The following is a 16,550-nucleotide window of genomic DNA, read 5'->3' on the forward strand; positions in this document are numbered from 1 at the left end:
TGCTAAGCCGGAGAAAACAACATGCGGTGGAGGAAAAGATGGAGGAGATCAGCAGGCGACTGGCTGACATAGGCGAAGGGCGGATTTCTGCTCTCGGCGATGCCGAGGCCGCAGGCGCCAGTCGGGATATTGCGGATGCCGTGACCGCTCACAACCTTCCGGCCATATTAACCGATGACATGGCGCCGCTGGCCGGCTTCCTGGCGGCAGCATTCACCTTGTCGCCCTTCCTCCATGATACCTTCCGCTCTCATCCCGCCTTGCTCGCGGATGTCGAAAAGCCGGTTTTGCCGGAGATCGAGACCGAGATCGAAAGGGCGCGCACCGCCTGGATAACGGAAAACGGGCCCGGCCGTGACGATGTGATCATGAAGCGGCTTCGCGATGCCAAGCGCCGGATTGCCTTTCTGGCGGGGCTTGCCGACCTTGGCGGCATCCTGTCCGCCGAGACCATCACCAAGCTGCTCAGCCGTTTTGCAGGCGCTGCGGTTGCCGCCACGCTTGATCACCTTCTTGCCTCCGCGGCGAGCGAGGGCAAGATCCGGCTCGTCTCGCAGGAGCATCCTTCCGAGCGTTCCGGAATCGTCGTGCTTGGCATGGGCAAGCTCGGCGCCTGCGAGCTCAACTATTCCTCCGACATCGACATTGTCGTGTTCTTCGATGCGCAGGCAGAGATCATTACCGATCCCGACGATGCGCGCGAACTCTTCCCGCGGCTCATGCGCCGGCTGGTGCGTATCCTTCAGGAGCGGACCGGCGATGGCTATGTCTTCAGGACAGATTTGCGGCTGAGGCCCGATCCTGGATCCACGGCGCTCGCCATCCCGGTCGAAGCCGCCCTGATCTATTACGAAAGCCGCGGACAGAACTGGGAACGTGCAGCCTACATCAAGGCCCGGCCGATAGCCGGTGACATTGCCGCAGGCGAGGCGTTTCTGTCCGAAATGGTGCCCTTCATTTTCCGCAAATACCTGGATTATGCGGCGATTTCCGACATTCACGCGATCAAGCGACAGATCCATGCCCACAAGGGCTTCGGGCTGGTGGCCGTTCATGGCCATAACGTCAAGCTCGGCCGTGGCGGCATTCGCGAAATCGAGTTCTTTGCCCAGACCCAGCAGCTGATTGCCGGCGGACGCATGCCGCACCTGCGCTGCCGTCGCACGGTGGATGCGCTCGACGCGCTTTACCAGGCGCAATGGATCGATCAGGTTACCGCCGAGGAGCTGAAATCGGCCTACTGGTTCCTGCGCAATGTGGAACATCGCATCCAGATGGTGCGGGACGAACAGACCCACACGCTGCCGGACGACGACGGCGAACTGCTGCGGATCGCACGGATGAGCGGATATCAAAGCGTCGAGGACTTCGCCGCAGCGCTCGTCAAAACACTCAAGACGGTCGAGAAACGTTATGCGCGCCTGTTCGAGCGCGAGCTGACGCTTTCGGGTGAAACCGGCAATCTGGTGTTTACCGGCGAAGACGATGATCCAGGCACGCTCGAGACACTTTCCAAGCTCGGCTTCGAGCGCCCCGCCGATATCGCCCGTATCATCCGCACCTGGCATTACGGTCGTTACCGCGCCACTCAGAGCACCAAGGCCAGGCAGCGCCTGACAGAAATCATGCCCGATCTTCTCGCCGCTTTCGGCGCCAGCCGGCGGGCGGATGAGGCGCTTTTGCGCTTCGACCGTTTTCTTGCCGGTCTGCCGGCCGGTATTCAGCTGTTTTCGCTTCTGAGAAGCAATCCCAACCTTCTGCTTCTGTTCGTCGAGATCATGTCGGCGGCTCCGCGCCTTGCGGAGATCATTGCAGCGCGGGCCCATATCGTCGATGGCATGCTTGATCCGGCGCTGATGACGGAAATCCCGACGCGGGAGTACCTCAAGCAGCGCCTCGATGCCTTCCTGAGCGGTGCCGAACTCTACGAGGAAAGGCTCGACAGGCTTCGGATATTCGCGGCCGAACAGCGGTTTCTCATCGGTATCCGCCTGCTGACCGGCTCGATTGGCGGCTTCGTTGCGGGCAGGGCGCTGACCCTTCTTGCAACGCTCGTCATCGACGAGGCGCTGGAGGGCGTGGTTTCCGAAATCGCGCAGGCTCATGGCAAGCTGTCCGGCCAGCGCGTTTGCGTATTGGCCATGGGCAAGCTCGGCAGCGCCGAACTCACCGCCGGGTCCGATGTCGATGTGATCGTGCTCTACGATTGCGACGACCCCCACGGTTCTTCCGATGGCCAGAGGTCGCTTGATGCGCCGCGCTATTTCGCGCGCGTCACGCAGCGTCTTGTGGCAGCGCTGAGCGCACCGACGGCGGAGGGCGTGCTTTACGAGGTCGACATGCGCCTCCGGCCTTCCGGAAATGCGGGGCCGCTTGCCACGCGGCTTGCGGCCTTCGAGAAGTATCAGACCAATGATGCCTGGACGTGGGAGCATATGGCGCTATCGCGGGCCCATCCGCTGTGCGGCGACGCATCGCTGATGGACGATGTCGGCGGTGTGATCGACCGGGCGCTTGTAAATCCGCGCGATCGCACCGTGCTCGCGCGCGAGATTGCGGAGATGAGGGCGCGCATCGAGCGCGACAAGCCTGCAAAAAGCATATGGGATCTGAAGCTGATACCTGGTGGTCTGGTCGATATCGAGTTTCTCGCCCAATTCTGCCATCTCGCATCGGGACAACCGCGTGAAAAGTGCGGCGGCAGGGAGACCATGACAACGGATGATGTTCTGGCCCGGTTCGGACCGGATCTGCTGGGGCCGGGCGAGTTGGAGACATGCCGGCGGGCGCTTGCGCTTTACACCGATATTGCCCAGCTGACACGGGCCTGCCTGACCATCGGGTTCGAGCCGGGATCTGCGCCTGCAGGCCTGCTCGATCGCCTCTGCAAGCTTGCGGACTGCCCTGACATCGAAACCCTTGAAGCCCTGATTGCCGACACGGCGAGTGGCGTTCGTTCGATATTCCAGACGCTGCTGCCGGTTGAGGGCGAATAGCCCTCAGGCGACTGTCTTGCGAATGATGGTGCCCTGGCGCGGCGCGTCCTTCTCTCCGGCCGGCAAGAGCGCGTTTTGATGCTCTTCGACCGGTGCAAAGCCGAGCGCGCGGTGCAGGGCTGCGCATTTCAGCTCGAGCCGCCGGCGCGCGGCCGAGAGTGCAGCGATCTTCTCGCGCAGCCGAGCCTGTTCGCCCTGCAGGTGGCACTCGTGGGTCTTGAAGGGGGTGATGTCCGTGCTGACCGTCAGCAGCAAACCGCTGCCGAACTGGTTTTCGCTGACCGACTGCCACTGGCCGAGCGGTGTCCGGATTTCGCTTGCAACGGCATCGTCATTCCAGGTGCGGCGCACCACGATGGCATCGTCTTCCGTCAGGCTGTCGCGCCGTCCGCCCTCGCCAAGACCGTAGGCGGAGGTAAAGCTGGCATTGGCGAGTTCCAGACGGCCATCCTTGTTCCAGACTGCCAGCCCATGCGGCATGGCGTCGAATGCCGCCTGATAAAGGCTTGCCCGCCGGGTTGCCGTCTCGATCTCGCGTCGGCTTTCGCTCGCCGTGCGAATTGCAATGCCGCTGACAGTGATGCGGTCACCGGTGAAGCCGGCATGGGCGCGGATATCGACGCGCATATACTGGCCGTCGCGCTTGCGGATGCGGGCGCTGGCCTCGATCAATCCGGTCTCGGCGGGATGAAGCCGCCGGAAGAAGCCGGCGCGGTCATCGGGATGCACGAGCGCCAGCAACTGGCGAAGGCTGAGCTGCCGCGGTGCTGCGCCGAAGCCGAGCGAGGATGAAGAAGAGCCGTCCAGCAGGGCAAACCTTCCGCGCGGATCGAATGACCAGAGGCCGGTTTCACCGTTGGCGAGCATCGCCTCGCGGCGGGCTTCGGCCTCGGCCATCACGTCGGCTGTCGCATCGGCGCGGTTAAGCTGGGCGTAATAGGCATAGACCACCACCAGCAGTAGAAGCGCCATCGCCGCGAACAGCGTCACGTTGAGGTTGATCTCGGCCCGCCACAGCGCATTCATCTTCTTCATGGAATGGAGCGCGATTACCATGCCGCCTTCATTGCCGGCCAGATGCATCGACACCAGATACGGAACGCCGTCGATCTGCGTTTCGACCACGCCGTTGGTGGAGGGGTGATGCCGTGCGGAGGTCAGCTGCGGGAAGACCGAGGCGAGCGACCGGCCGGTCAGCGTCGCGCTGTCGCCGGTTGCGGCCAGCACGGCGCCCTGCGTGTCGATGACGACAAGATCGGTATCCGCGCCTGCCGCTGCGAGTGTCACAAGCCGATCGCGCGTCGCCGTCGCGCTTTCCGGGGAAAACAGCTGCGGCTCATCTTCCAGCGCCGCAAGGCCCAGCGCGGCGGTCAACTCCGTGGCCTGCCGGACGGCATCTTCCATCCGGGCGTGGGTCGACATCAGCGAAAGGCCGCGCGCTGCTGCAACGCTGATGAGGAAGGCTATGATCAGGAGCGGGATGGACTTCTTGAGGACCCTTTCGATCATCGGTCTGTTGATGCTGGCGAAGCCATCAAGGCCGGTGAAACCCGCCTGATGTGCCGCTGCGACAGCCTGTTGCGCGGTTGCTTGAGCGCGCAACTTCCCGTTGACTGCGGGATGATCCCGCATGTCCGATCTGTTCATTGGTCTGATTCCCTCGTCTGATTCGGCAAACCGCCTTTGCGAATCTGCCCTAGTGAATCAAACGTGATTCGCGTTGTCCAGCACCCGGCCGGAACCTTTTGTTAACCATAAGGAGAAAAAGACTTTTTTGTGATCAGGCCTGGAAGGCCCTGCCGAAAACGGCGGCCGCTGACAACGGAAGCCGAAAAGGCAAGGACTCCAAATGCTTTTTTTTGCAAGTCCGCGATCAGCTTTTCAACATGCGATCAACGATATCCCTCAGGTTGCGAGACAGGTCTTCGTGCTCCGCTATGCGTTCAATCTCAGCGCGGGCCAGTTTGCGGCGGCCGGGCTCAAGCGCCTCGAATGAGCGCATCGCCGTCATCATCCGCGCGGTCAGCGTGGCGTTGCGCGGGTCGGTGGCGAGGATGAAGTTTGCGAAGAACCGGAACCCCGCGCCATCGGGGCGGTTGAACCCTGTCGGGTTGCCCGTCGCGAAGGCGCCAACGAGGGCGCGCACGCGGTTCGGATTGCCTTCGTCGAAGCCCGGATCGCCCATCAACTCGGCGACACGGTCAAGCGTCTTTGCGCCGGGTATCGTCGCCTGCACGGTGAACCACTTGTCGAGCACCAGTGGCTCGCCATCGAAGCGCTTGCGGAAGTTCGAAAGCGCCTCCACGGCTTCCGTGCTGTCGGGGAACTGATGGGCCAGGATGCGAAGTGCTGCGATCATGTCCGTCATGTTGGTCGCTGATCGATAGGCGTCGTCCGCAGCCTTCGGAGATTGATCGGCAACGGTCAGATAGGCCAGCGCCGCGTTGCGCAGCGCGCGGCGGCCGGCACTGTCCGCGTCCGGGCTGAAGGGGCCATCTTCCCGCAAGCTTTCCACAAGTCGCTGGAAGGTCGCGCGACCCGATGATGCGATCGCGGAGAACACCGCGTTGCGGGCGAGGTGAATGGCCTCGGGATCGACGTCGCTCGCGATCTCCCGGCCGATATCGAGCTCGCTTGGCAGGGTCAGGGCAAGAGCGCGGAACGCCGGTTCCAGGCGCTCGTCTTCTGCCGTGGCGATCAGGATATCGCTGAGTTCGGAATCGGTGTCGACCGGGTCTCCGGCCTGAATGGCGGCCGTGGCACGGCTCAGCACCTCCAGCGCCAAGGCGTTGATCGTGTCCCATCTGGCCACCAGATCGCTTTCCGCACCGGCGATCCGCAGCCGGTTCTCGCGCGATTGATCGAAGCGCACCCTGACCGGCGCCGAAAAGTCGCGGTTGAGCGAGATCGCAGGTGCTGCGCCGATCCCTTCGAACACGAAGGTCTGCTCCGTATCGGTCAGGTGCAGCACATCGCCCGTGCGCTCGCCGCCGCTTGACGATGACGGTTCCATGTCATCGCCATTCGGGCTGATGAGGCCGACGCGCAGCGGAATGTGGAGCGGCTTCTTTACCCGCTCGCCAGGCGTCGGCGGCGTGGTCTGGGAAAGCGTCAGCGACAGCCGTCCCGAAGCTTCGTCATAGGCGCTGCTTGCGGCAATGAGAGGCGTTCCGGCCTGATGATACCATAGCGAGAAGTGCGAAAGATCGCGGCCCGTCGCATCCTCGAAGCACGTCAGATAGTCCTCGATCGTCACCGCGCCGCCGTCATGGCGTTCGAAGAACAGGTCGAGCCCCTTGCGGAAACCCTCTTCGCCCAGCACTGTCGCGATCATGCGCGAGACTTCGGAGCCCTTTTCGTAAACGGTCGTGGTGTAGAAATTGTCGATCTCGAGATACTGGGTCGGCCGCACCGGATGGGCAAGCGGTCCGCCATCCTCGGGAAATTGATGCGCGCGCAGAAACTTCACCTCGTCCACCCTGACCACCGGCCTGGAACGCTGGTCGGCGGAAAATTCGTGCTCGCGGAAAACCGTCAGGCCTTCTTTCAGGCTCAGCTGGAACCAGTCGCGGCAGGTAATCCTGTTTCCGGTCCAGTTGTGGAAATATTCGTGTGCCACGACGGCTTCGATGCGGGCATAGTCGTCATCGGTCGCGGTCTCGGGATCGGCGAGGATGAGCCGGTCGTTGAAGATGTTGAGGCCCTTGTTCTCCATCGCGCCCATGTTGAAATCGGATACGGCGACAATCATGAAGATATCGAGGTCGTATTCGCGCCCGAAGCGCTCTTCGTCCCATTTCATCGACCGCTTCAGCGAGTCCATCGCATAGCCGGCGCGCCCGGCCTTGCCGTGTTCGACATAGATGCGCAACGTCACATCGCGTCCGGACATCGTGGTGAAATGATCCTCGATCATCGCCAGATCGCCGGCCACCAGCGCAAACAGGTAGGAGGGCTTGCGGAAGGGATCGTCCCACTTCGCCATGTGCCGTCCGTCGCCCAGATCGCGCTCTTCCACGAGATTTCCATTGGACAGGAGCAGCGGGTTGCGCGCCTTGTCGGCGATGATTGTCACGCTGTAGACGGCAAGCACGTCGGGCCGGTCGTAGAAATAGGTGATCCGGCGAAAACCTTCGGCCTCGCATTGGGTCGAGTAGATGCCGTTGGTGCGGTAGAGCCCCAGAAGCTGGGTATTGGCCGTCGGATTGATATGCGTCCTGATCGTGAGCGTGAATTCGTCTTCGGCCGGAAGGTCGAGGATTTTCAGGTGATCGGAGGTGCACTCGTAGCGCTCCGGCAGAAGTGGCCTGCCGTCCAGCGCAAGCCCCGCGAGTTGCAGACCGTCGCCGACAAGCTCGAGTGGGGCATCTGCGCCTGCACCCGGGCGGCGCTTCATCCTGATTTCGCTTGCAACCGTCGTCAGCGTCTCACCCAGCTCGAAAGCCAGATCCACGGTTTCGATGATGAAATCGGTGGGACGGTAATCTTTCAGATAGACGGTTCGGTCTTTGCGCATCATAGCCTCTTCGCTTGGTCGCGCGCCTGCGCGAATTCGAGCGCTAAGAAAGCGCCGAATGCCCGAAAATGCAAATTTTCTCGGCGCACAGAGAGAAGTTGTGCATTGGCGCCCTATCTGGCTTATGGAGCCCGCTATGTCATCTCAACCCTGAAGAACCCTGTGAATGCCCCACCAGACTGACGATCCCCTGCGCGGAATTCTCCTCAAGCTCTCGTCCATTCTCGCCTTTCTCTGCATGCAGACCTGCATCAAGCTCGCAGGGAGCGGCATTGCGCCGGGGCAGGTGACCTTCTACCGATCGCTTTTCGGGATCGTGCCGATCATCGTTTTTCTGGCCTGGCGGCGTGAACTGAAGGGGGCTTACAAGACCAGCCGGCCCTTCGGACACTTCGTGCGCAGCCTGATCGGCATCACCTCCATGGGCATGGGCTTTTACGGCCTCATGCATCTTCCCCTGCCGGAGGTGATCGCTCTTGGCTATGCCATGCCGTTGATGTCGGTCGTTCTCGCAGCCATTCTTCTGGGTGAGGTTGTCAGGGTCTACCGGTGGTCGGCCGTTGCCATCGGTCTCTTCGGGGTGCTGATCATCTCCTGGCCGAAGCTGACGCTGTTCCGGCAGGGAGGGTTCGGCGAAACCGAGGCGCTCGCCGTTGTCATGGTGCTTGGCGGCGCCTGTCTCGGCGGCCTCGCCATGGTGCAGGTGCGCAGGCTTCTCGTCACCGAAAACGGCCCCACGATCGTGCTTTACTTTTCCACCTTCGCCGCGCTGATCTCGCTTGCAACGCTGCCATTCGGCTGGGCAGATCTTGGGATGAAACCGCTCCTGCTGCTCATCGTCGCCGGCCTGTTCGGGGGCGTCGGGCAGATCATGATGACGGAATCCTACCGCTTCGCCGATGCATCCACCATCGCACCGTTCGAATATAGCTCGATCCTGTTCGGGATCGTCATTTCGTACTTCGTCTTCGGAGAAGTGCCGTCGCTGAACACGCTTGCCGGATCGGTCTTCGTTGTCGGCGCCGGCATATTCATCATCTTTCGCGAGCACCGCCTCGGGCTTGAGCGCCGCCGACTGCGCCGCGTCACGACCACGCAGAACCCGAACTGACGCCCGGCCATCGGCTGTCGGGAACGGGCTGACCCTCAGCCTGTTCTGGCATGGTCGTCATGGGTCGAGGGCGCGCTGTATTCCTCGTCATAATCCACCGCCAGGCTGCCGGCGGGGTCCGTACCCCGCATCGGAACGGCGATCGCGTGGAAGTCGGAGCGCTCTTCTGCGGTGACCATCGGATTGCCGCGCCAGACACGCCATGCGGCATAGGCGGCGTAAATGGCAAAGCCGACGGAAAGGTAGAGCATCAGCCCGTTCGGTCCTGCAATTTCCATGGCGGAGCCGCCGATCAGCGGTCCCGCCACCGTTCCCAGCCCGTAAAGCACCATCAGCGAACTCGAAATGGTGACATATTCGCTGGGATCGGCACGGTCGTTCGCGTGCGCGACGTTGAGCGCATAGATCGGGTAGAGCATCGATCCGACGATGAATGCGGTGAAATAGAGAAGGTTCGGCGTTGCCGGGCTCATGAAGAACATCGCGAAAGCGGCAATCAGGCCTGCGACGCCGCATGCAATCATCACATAGCGGCGGTCGGTCATGTCGGAAATCTTGCCGATCGGGATCTGTCCCAGCGCGCCACCCGCGAGAACGGCGGCGAGCAGGGTTGCGCCCTGCGCCGTTGATAGCCCGCTGCCGGTCGTGTAGACGCCGCCCAGGCTGCTCCACGTGCCCGACAAGATCCCGGCGAGAATTGCGCCGATGAAGGAAACCGGCGACCGGCGATAGAGCTTGCCAAGGCCGAGCTGGACCTGCGCGATCGGTGCGGGCGACTGGGCCGTCGAAAGCGCCGTGGGCAGGATCGAGATCGCAAACACGATGCCGCAGACGATGAACAGCGTCGTCGTTTCCGGATCGCCGAGCGGCACGAGATACTGTCCGCCGATAGCGCCGGAAAGCGTCACGATCATGTAGACCGAGAACATCGATCCGCGGCTTTCATTGGTGACGCGCTCGTTGAGCCAGCTTTCGATCACCAGGTAGCAACCTGCCACGGCAAAGCCGGCGATGGCGCGGAACACCGCCCATGCCTGCCATACGACAACCAGCGAGCTTGCCAGGATCGCCGCCGTCAGCAGCGTGATCAGGGCGCCGAACACGCGCACATGGCCGACGCGCAACACAAGCGTCGGCGTGACGATGCAGGACAGTGTGAAGCCGACGGTGTAGCCGGTCGCGATCAGCGAGATCAGCAGCGGCGACCAGCCTTCGGCAACCGAGCGCACGGGCACGAGATAATTCATCAGGCCATAGCCGACCATCATCAGGAAGGTCGAGAGCATGAGGCTGGCGATGGAGAAGAGGCTGGCAAACATGATCGTCGTGCTCCGATCGTGACAGGGTACGGTGGCTCTCCTTGGAGACCGGCCCGTGGCTTAGCCCGGCCCTATAGGGTGTTCTGCCCTGACCCGCAACCGCCAGCCCGTAAATTGCGGTTGACGCCTTGCGCATGTTATCTTTCGGAGACCAAAAATAACGATCGATTTCGTAATTGTCCCATGATTCGGGGCGAAGGCTCTGAACTTGGATACCCATGCCGCTTGCAATAGATACCATCGCCACCCATCCGAGCTTTCTGCCTTCTCTCGCAGATTATGGTGAGGCTCTTGCCGGAGTCTATCATGAAAATCAGAGGCTTGGCGTAAACCTTGCGTCACAGCGCAAATGGCTGATCTCGCAAATGGCGATGGCGCTTTACTGGGGCGGCGAGGACGGTCTCACCGTCAATGGCCTGATCGATGTTCTGTCTGTCTACAATGTCGCCAGCCCCAACACCATTCGCGCCTTCATGGAGGAGTCCTTCAAATACGGTTTCCTGCGCGTCGACCCGGCCAGCCGCCGGCTGCGTCCGCGCTACTGGCAGCCAACCGAGATCGTGATTGGCGCGCTGGCCGTGTGGATGACGCTGAACCTGCAGCTGCTCGACCGGATCGATGGACAGAACCGCGCGCAGGTGCTGACGGAGAAGCCGGAGCTCCTGTTTGCGCTCCAGCCACCTCTTGCAAGGGCCTGCCTTCACGACGTCGGCTGGCGCGAGCCGCCAAAGCGTCTGGCTTTGCTGCAGAACACGATTTCGGGCGGGATGGTCATGGACCATATCGTCTCGCAGATCGGCGACAAGCTGCCCTCGGGCGATCACTATCTGATTGCGCCGATCAATGCGCGCCGGTTGTCCGAGCAGATGTTCATATCGCGCACGCATCTGCAGCGCATTCTGCACAAGGCCGCGGAGATCGGCGTGCTTGGCTGGCAGGTGCGTCCCTTCGAAGGCGAGATGAGCGTGGATCGGAGCTTTATCAGCGAGTATTGCCGCTGGCAGGCCGTGAAGTCGCATCATCTTGACGTTGTGTTTCAAGCCGTGGGGCGGTCGCGCTAACCTGAATTGCCGCTGCCTGCCCTCTCGTCAGGAGCACGCGATACTAAAAAACCGCATTTCCACGGCAAACACTGGTTAAGACACGATTTACCCAATCCTTCTAATGTAATAGAAATAGTTTGGGTTTTGCTTTTGGTATTTCCTGCATGAAGCGGGTGCCGATCAGGTCGGGCCAGTGTTTGACCGGCAATACACGACAGGCGGGTGCGCATAAATGAATTCCGAGTTCTCGCGCAAGGCGAAAATGACACCGGTGGCGCAGACGCTGAACCAGGCGCCTGAGAGCGTCCTGCTGCTTGATTCTGCCGGTATGATCGAACTCGCGAACGGTCCTGCTCTTGCACTGTTTGACAGGGATGAGGCTGGCCTCTTCGGCTGTCGTATCACCAGCCTGTTCGGGGCCGATGCAGCGGCCGGCATCGATGTCGCGATCGCGCGTGTCGTTGCCGATGAGCCCGGAAACCGTCTTGAGGAAGTCCGGTCCGTCGTCCCGGCAGGCAAGGTGTTGCCGATCAATCTCTCCTTCGCCCGCATGCGCAATCGTGACGGCATTTGCGTGGTCGCAACACCAGCGGTTGCTGCCGTCAGCCCGGCGCGTCCGCGCATGCCGAGGGTTGACGACGCGCCCGTGACGCCTGCTCCCGCGAAAGCGCCCGAAGATGCGGTTCCTGACGCCGTGTCACGCCATCCTGCAAGGCCAGTCCCAACTGAGCCATCGGCGCCATCTCCGCCGCAGGCAGCGTCGCCCCTTGCCGGCAGCATGCCGTGGAACAATCATGCCCGTCGCGCCGCCGCGAAATCATCGAGGCAGGAGGATCGTCAGAAGGCGGAGATCAATGAGGCCCTGCGCACGCCGGCCCCGGCCGCTGAAGCTTTGATTGCGCCGGGCGTGTCAGCGGTAGCTGCACGGACGGAAACCGCGAAACCTGTCGCGACGTCCCAGCCACAAAATTCTGACAGCGCTAACATGAATTCCGTGAAGCCGGGAACGGTTGAGGCGCGCCCGCGCATCAGCTTCGATCCGGCGCGTCGCGATATCTATGCAGAATTCCAGTCGGCACGCGAAAGCAAGGAGCGGCACCAGGACCTGCCGCAGATCTCGCCGGCGAAATGCCTGATATCGGCTATCCAGCGCTATCGCGACGAGGCTTTGGCTGAAAGCCTGCTTCTGGCGACGGAGGTCGAGGACACGGGCCTGCTGGTCGACCTTGATGAAGACATGCTGACCTTGATGTTCGTGAAGCTCGTCAAACGCACCATCGCCGTAACGCCACCCTATTGCGAGGCGCGTATCACGCTGGCGCCGATGGGGCCCGGCGGGTTCGTCGCGCGATTCGCCGATATCGGTCGCGGTCTTGGCGAACAGGAACTTGAGTCCGTCTTCCGTCAGCCTGAACTTGCGCTTGGCATTTCCCATACCGGGCTCGTGGAGGCCCAGCAGGCAGCGGCAGCGCTCGGCCTGGGCTTTGCCATCGATACTGCCATATCCGCAGGCACGACCGTCGAAATCACTTTCGAGGGCTAGCCGGACAAAAAAAGAGCCGGCTGTTACACCGGCTCGTTCATCATCAAAATCGCTAAAATATTCGCTTTGAAGCTTGTCGCCTTAAGCACCGAGCGCGCGCGACGTCGGACGCAGCGTGCGGGCATCGTGGTGGCCGATGAACTTGGAGAAGCCCTTGGCAATTGCCCGGTCAATGCCGCGCTGGCCGTGATAGCCATTGGTCGAACGTCCGAGCTCGAGAGAAAGGCGTGTATTCTGCATCAGAGTGGCGTCCATATCGTCTGAGGGTTTCATCTGCCTTGGTTCCTTATGGTCCTCCCAAGACATGTTTTTTTATCTCAGACTCGCGCTTCGGCAGCAATGGGGGCGGCTGGTGGGCTGCTATGCGTTTTGTGCATGTCGGCGTTAACCGGAAATAAACTGATCAGGATTTGAGCATTCACCCTATGCGCTCGCGCAGCGCCTGCAGGTCGAGCCACGCTGCTTTCTTGTTCATCGGCGCAGCAAGAAGTTCCGAAGGCGAAAAGGTGACGAGCGTTTCGAAACTCTGCCCTGTGATCTCCTTGTGATGCCAGCTTCCGCGCAGGTCGAACACCGTCTTGCTTGGATCGATCACCATCCGACAGGCAAAATTGCCGAGGGTTATCAGAAGTTTGGGCTCAGCGAGCGCGATCTGGCGTTCGAGGAATGGCTGGCAGATCTGGGTCTCTGAGACGGTCGGCGCCCGGTCGCCGGGCGTGCGCCAGGGAAGGGCGGTCGTCACGCCGACATCATCGCGGGAGAGACCGATGGCGGCCAGCATGCGCTCGAACAGCGCGCCTGCCGGGCCGGACAGCGGCTGACCGGCCTTGTCATCCTCACCGGTCGGGAATCCGCAGACGACCATGATGCCGGTTTCGGGCATTTTCTGCAGAACGATGGTTGAACGGGCATTGTGTCTGAGATTGCAGCCTGAAAAGTTCTGGACGGTCTCGGCGAGTTCACTGAGTGAACGTGCGCTTCCAGCCGCAAAGCCCGCCTCGGAGACCGCCTTGTCGTCGGGAATGGCGGCCTGCACCGTGCGGGAAGGTTCTGGCGCGCGCGTCTTGGCTTCCGCCTTCGCCTGCGGGCGGGGCGCTGCGGCGGCCGCTTTTTCCCGCTCCATGGCTGCGGCCGTCAGGTCGACGGCACTGTCCTCCAGAAGCACGTCCACGCCCGCATCGGCGTAGAAGGCAAGGAGGGCGGCAGCTTCCCGCGCTGTCAGGCTGTTGGCGATCGTCATCATGCTTTCGCCCGCTATACGCTCTTGGTCGCCCCGCCATCGCAGCGGATCAGGCTGCCCGTGACATAGCTTGCGGGCTGCGAGCACAGAAAAGCAGCCACCGCCGCAAATTCTTCCACGCGGCCCAGGCGGCCTGCGGGAATCGAGCCCAGCGACTGGGCGCGAACCTCCGACAGGCTCTTGCCGCTGCGTTCGGCATTGGCGTGGTCGAGTTCGTCGATCCGGTCTGTATGGATGCGTCCCGGCAGCAACAGGTTGGCGGTGATGCCGGAAGAGGCCACCTCGGTTGCCAGCGTCTTGTTCCAGCCGACAAGGGCCGAGCGCAGGGTGTTGGAAAGCGCGAGATTGGCAATCGGTTCCTGCACGCCGCCGGAAGCCACGGTCAGGATCCGGCCCCAACCCTTCTCTTTCATGCGCGGCACCAGCCGGCTGGTCAGGGCGATGATGGGTGCGACCATGGAATTGAAGAACCGGTCAAGTTTTTCCGGCGTCATGTCGGCAACGCCGCCAGGCGTTGGGCCGCCCGAATTGTTGACGAGGATATCGACCCCGCCCAGCTTCTCGTCGATGGCAGCCAGAAGCGTTTCCACCACGTTTTCATCCGCAAGGTCTGCGATCACGTAATCCGCCTTTCCGGGCGTCGTCTCGTTGATCACCCTGCAGTTCTGGGCAAGGCGGTCTTCGGTGCGCCCGCACAGCAGAACATGGGCGCCTTCCTTGGCCAGCGCCTCGGCAATCCCTGCGCCAAGTCCGCGCGATGAGGCGAGTATGACGGCTTTCTTGTCGGCGATACCGAGATCCATGGTGAACTCCTTTTGATCTGCCTTGGGGCGGGCCGGCGCACCATAGCCTTTCGCGCGGCCGTGATTCAATCACTATCGGGCGCCATCAGGCAATGTCTGGCGCTATGTGGAACGCGCCGGCGCAGGACGCCCGCTCTCCTGAATCGGTTTTATTCGGATTTCAGCGAATTGCTGCTGGAAAATCCGGCAATCGTTACGATACTTTGTGCCACTGGCCATTGTCAGCAGGGAAAGAGGAAACGCATGACCGAAGAACTGCCCGAACGCGAGAGCATGGAATTTGACGTTGTCATCGTCGGCGCCGGCCCCGCCGGACTTGCTGCCGCGATCCGGCTCAAGCAGATCGACGAGGCGCTGAGCGTTGTCGTTCTGGAGAAGGGGGCAGAGGTTGGTGCGCATATTCTCTCGGGCGCTGTGGTGGATCCCTCCGGCATCGACAAGCTCCTGCCGGGTTGGCGAGAGGAGGAGGGGCATCCCTTCAAGACGCCGGTAACCAGGGATCAGTTCCTGTTGCTCGGCCCTGCAGGCTCGATATCGCTTCCGAACTTTCTGATGCCGCCGCTCATGAGCAATCACGGCAATTACGTGGTCTCCCTCGGCAATGTCTGTCGCTGGCTTGCCGAAAAGGCAGAGGCGCTTGGCGTCGAGATCTATCCGGGCTTTGCCGCAGCCGAGGTCCTCTACGATGAAAGCGGCGCTGTCCGGGGCGTTGCCACGGGCGACATGGGCGTCGAACGCGACGGCAGCCATGGTCCGAACTTCACCCGCGGCATGGAGCTTCTCGGCAAATATGTGCTGATCGGGGAAGGCGTTCGCGGATCGCTTGCCAAGCAGATCATCGATAAATACCGGCTCGATGCGGATCGCGAGCCCCAGAAATACGGAATCGGGCTCAAGGAGCTCTGGCAGGTCAAGCCGGAGAACCACAGGCCCGGCCTGGTCCAGCATTCCTTTGGCTGGCCGCTCGATGGCAAGACCGGCGGCGGCTCTTTCCTCTACCACCTTGAAGACAATCAGGTCGCGGTCGGCTTCGTCGTGCACCTCAATTACAAGAACCCCTACCTCTATCCCTTCGAGGAGTTTCAGCGGTTCAAGACCCATCAGGCGATCGCGCCGACCTTCGAGGGGGCCAAGCGGCTTTCCTATGGCGCCAGGGCGATCTCGGAAGGCGGCTATCAGTCAGTGCCGAAACTGTCCTTCCCGGGCGGCGCGCTGATCGGCTGTTCGGCCGGTCTCGTCAACGTTCCCCGCATCAAGGGCTCGCACAATGCGGTCCATTCCGGCATTCTGGCCGCAGAGCGCCTGGCGGAGGCCCTTGCTGCCGGCCGCAGCAACGACGAGGTCGCGGAGATCGAAGCGGACTGGCGCGGAAGCATCATCGGCAAGGATCTGAAGCGCGTCCGCAACGTCAAGCCGCTCTGGTCGAAATTCGGAACCTTTGTGGGGATCGCGCTTGGCGGTTTCGACATGTGGATGAACTCCATCTTCGGTCTTTCGCTGTTCGGCACGGTCAAGCATGGCAAGACCGACGCGGAGGCGCTGGAGCCTGCCTCACGACACAAGCCGATCGACTACCCGAAGCCGGACGGCGTGCTGACCTTCGACCGGCTGTCCTCCGTGTTCCTGTCAAACACCAATCACGAGGAGGATCAGCCCTGCCACCTCAAGGTGCGCGACATGGCGCTTCAGAAGCGTTCGGAGCTCGAGGTCTATGCCGGTCCTTCCACGCGCTACTGTCCGGCCGGCGTCTATGAGTGGGTCGAGAAGGAAGGCGAGCAGACCTTCGTCATCAACGCCCAGAACTGCGTCCACTGCAAGACCTGCGACATCAAGGACCCGAACCAGAACATCGTGTGGACGCCGCCCCAGGGCGGCGAGGGGCCTGTCTACCCCAACATGTGATCGCAGTCTTCCAATCGGACTGCTGCTTTTGCGCCGGGCAGGAACCATAGTGTTGCGCCCGGCGTTTAATGGCTGCA

Annotated in this window: 11 protein-coding genes; 5 read left to right on the forward strand and 6 right to left on the reverse strand. The window is 61.9% G+C overall.

The window, feature by feature from the left end:
* Positions 1–38: 38 nt before the first annotated feature.
* A complete protein-coding gene (locus tag HPQ62_RS06695) occupies positions 39–2,996 on the forward strand; it encodes a bifunctional [glutamine synthetase] adenylyltransferase/[glutamine synthetase]-adenylyl-L-tyrosine phosphorylase (RefSeq protein ID WP_174801743.1) in 2,958 nt (985 codons plus the stop codon).
* A gap of 3 nt (positions 2,997–2,999) precedes the next feature.
* On the opposite strand, the gene HPQ62_RS06700 is transcribed toward HPQ62_RS06695, so the two are convergent.
* The gene (locus HPQ62_RS06700; protein ID WP_174801744.1) at positions 3,000–4,643 is read right to left on the reverse strand and encodes a PAS domain-containing protein; all 1,644 of its coding nucleotides are present in this window, start codon (positions 4,641–4,643) and stop codon (positions 3,000–3,002) included.
* A 226-nt stretch (positions 4,644–4,869) separates the two neighbouring features.
* The gene (gene pepN, locus HPQ62_RS06705) at positions 4,870–7,512 is read right to left on the reverse strand and encodes an aminopeptidase N (RefSeq protein ID WP_174801745.1); all 2,643 of its coding nucleotides are present in this window, start codon (positions 7,510–7,512) and stop codon (positions 4,870–4,872) included.
* 166 nt (positions 7,513–7,678) lie between these two features.
* Here pepN and HPQ62_RS06710 point away from each other — a divergent pair, with 166 nt between their 5' ends.
* The gene (locus tag HPQ62_RS06710) at positions 7,679–8,623 is read left to right on the forward strand and encodes a DMT family transporter (protein ID WP_174801746.1); all 945 of its coding nucleotides are present in this window, start codon (positions 7,679–7,681) and stop codon (positions 8,621–8,623) included.
* 35 nt (positions 8,624–8,658) lie between these two features.
* Here the strand turns inward: HPQ62_RS06710 and HPQ62_RS06715 are convergent, their stop codons facing one another.
* Complete coding sequence (locus HPQ62_RS06715) at positions 8,659–9,942, reverse strand: MFS transporter (protein ID WP_174801747.1); 1,284 nt, start codon at positions 9,940–9,942, stop codon at positions 8,659–8,661.
* A 218-nt stretch (positions 9,943–10,160) separates the two neighbouring features.
* Here HPQ62_RS06715 and HPQ62_RS06720 point away from each other — a divergent pair, with 218 nt between their 5' ends.
* Complete coding sequence (locus HPQ62_RS06720; RefSeq protein ID WP_174801748.1) at positions 10,161–11,003, forward strand: hypothetical protein; 843 nt, start codon at positions 10,161–10,163, stop codon at positions 11,001–11,003.
* A gap of 214 nt (positions 11,004–11,217) precedes the next feature.
* Positions 11,218–12,528 carry a PAS domain-containing protein gene (locus HPQ62_RS06725; protein WP_174801749.1) on the forward strand — a complete coding sequence of 437 codons (1,311 nt, stop codon included), beginning with the start codon at positions 11,218–11,220 and terminating at the stop codon, positions 12,526–12,528.
* 81 nt (positions 12,529–12,609) lie between these two features.
* Here HPQ62_RS06725 and HPQ62_RS06730 read toward each other — a convergent pair whose 3' ends face one another.
* From HPQ62_RS06730 to HPQ62_RS06740, 3 genes are all read right to left on the reverse strand, one after another.
* On the reverse strand, positions 12,610–12,801 hold the full coding sequence (locus HPQ62_RS06730; protein ID WP_174801750.1) for a hypothetical protein: 192 nt from the start codon (positions 12,799–12,801) through the stop codon (positions 12,610–12,612).
* A gap of 145 nt (positions 12,802–12,946) precedes the next feature.
* The gene (locus tag HPQ62_RS06735) at positions 12,947–13,771 is read right to left on the reverse strand and encodes a uracil-DNA glycosylase (RefSeq protein ID WP_244629583.1); all 825 of its coding nucleotides are present in this window, start codon (positions 13,769–13,771) and stop codon (positions 12,947–12,949) included.
* Positions 13,772–13,782: 11 nt separating this feature from the next.
* The gene (locus HPQ62_RS06740; protein ID WP_174801751.1) at positions 13,783–14,571 is read right to left on the reverse strand and encodes an SDR family oxidoreductase; all 789 of its coding nucleotides are present in this window, start codon (positions 14,569–14,571) and stop codon (positions 13,783–13,785) included.
* 243 nt (positions 14,572–14,814) lie between these two features.
* On the opposite strand from HPQ62_RS06740, the gene HPQ62_RS06745 reads away from it, so the two are divergent.
* Entirely contained in the window at positions 14,815–16,473 is a 1,659-nt protein-coding gene (locus HPQ62_RS06745) for an electron transfer flavoprotein-ubiquinone oxidoreductase (protein ID WP_174801752.1), read from the forward strand.
* Positions 16,474–16,550: the final 77 nt, after the last annotated feature.

Source organism: Martelella limonii (assembly GCF_013344475.1).
GTDB lineage: Bacteria > Pseudomonadota > Alphaproteobacteria > Rhizobiales > Rhizobiaceae > Martelella > Martelella limonii.

Bases quoted from the DNA above. Each gene is read 5' to 3' on its own strand.
- HPQ62_RS06720 (WP_174801748.1), top strand. From the start codon at position 10,161: ATGCCGCTTGCAATAGATACCATCGCCACCCATCCGAGCTTTCTGCCT.
- HPQ62_RS06695 (WP_174801743.1), top strand. From the start codon at position 39: ATGGAGGAGATCAGCAGGCGACTGGCTGACATAGGCGAAGGGCGGATT.
- HPQ62_RS06710 (WP_174801746.1), top strand. From the start codon at position 7,679: ATGCCCCACCAGACTGACGATCCCCTGCGCGGAATTCTCCTCAAGCTC.
- HPQ62_RS06700 (WP_174801744.1), bottom strand. From the start codon at position 4,643: ATGAACAGATCGGACATGCGGGATCATCCCGCAGTCAACGGGAAGTTG.
- HPQ62_RS06740 (WP_174801751.1), bottom strand. From the start codon at position 14,571: ATGGATCTCGGTATCGCCGACAAGAAAGCCGTCATACTCGCCTCATCG.
- HPQ62_RS06735 (WP_244629583.1), bottom strand. From the start codon at position 13,771: ATGATGACGATCGCCAACAGCCTGACAGCGCGGGAAGCTGCCGCCCTC.
- HPQ62_RS06725 (WP_174801749.1), top strand. From the start codon at position 11,218: ATGAATTCCGAGTTCTCGCGCAAGGCGAAAATGACACCGGTGGCGCAG.
- HPQ62_RS06715 (WP_174801747.1), bottom strand. From the start codon at position 9,942: ATGTTTGCCAGCCTCTTCTCCATCGCCAGCCTCATGCTCTCGACCTTC.
- HPQ62_RS06745 (WP_174801752.1), top strand. From the start codon at position 14,815: ATGACCGAAGAACTGCCCGAACGCGAGAGCATGGAATTTGACGTTGTC.
- pepN (WP_174801745.1), bottom strand. From the start codon at position 7,512: ATGCGCAAAGACCGAACCGTCTATCTGAAAGATTACCGTCCCACCGAT.
- HPQ62_RS06730 (WP_174801750.1), bottom strand. From the start codon at position 12,801: ATGAAACCCTCAGACGATATGGACGCCACTCTGATGCAGAATACACGC.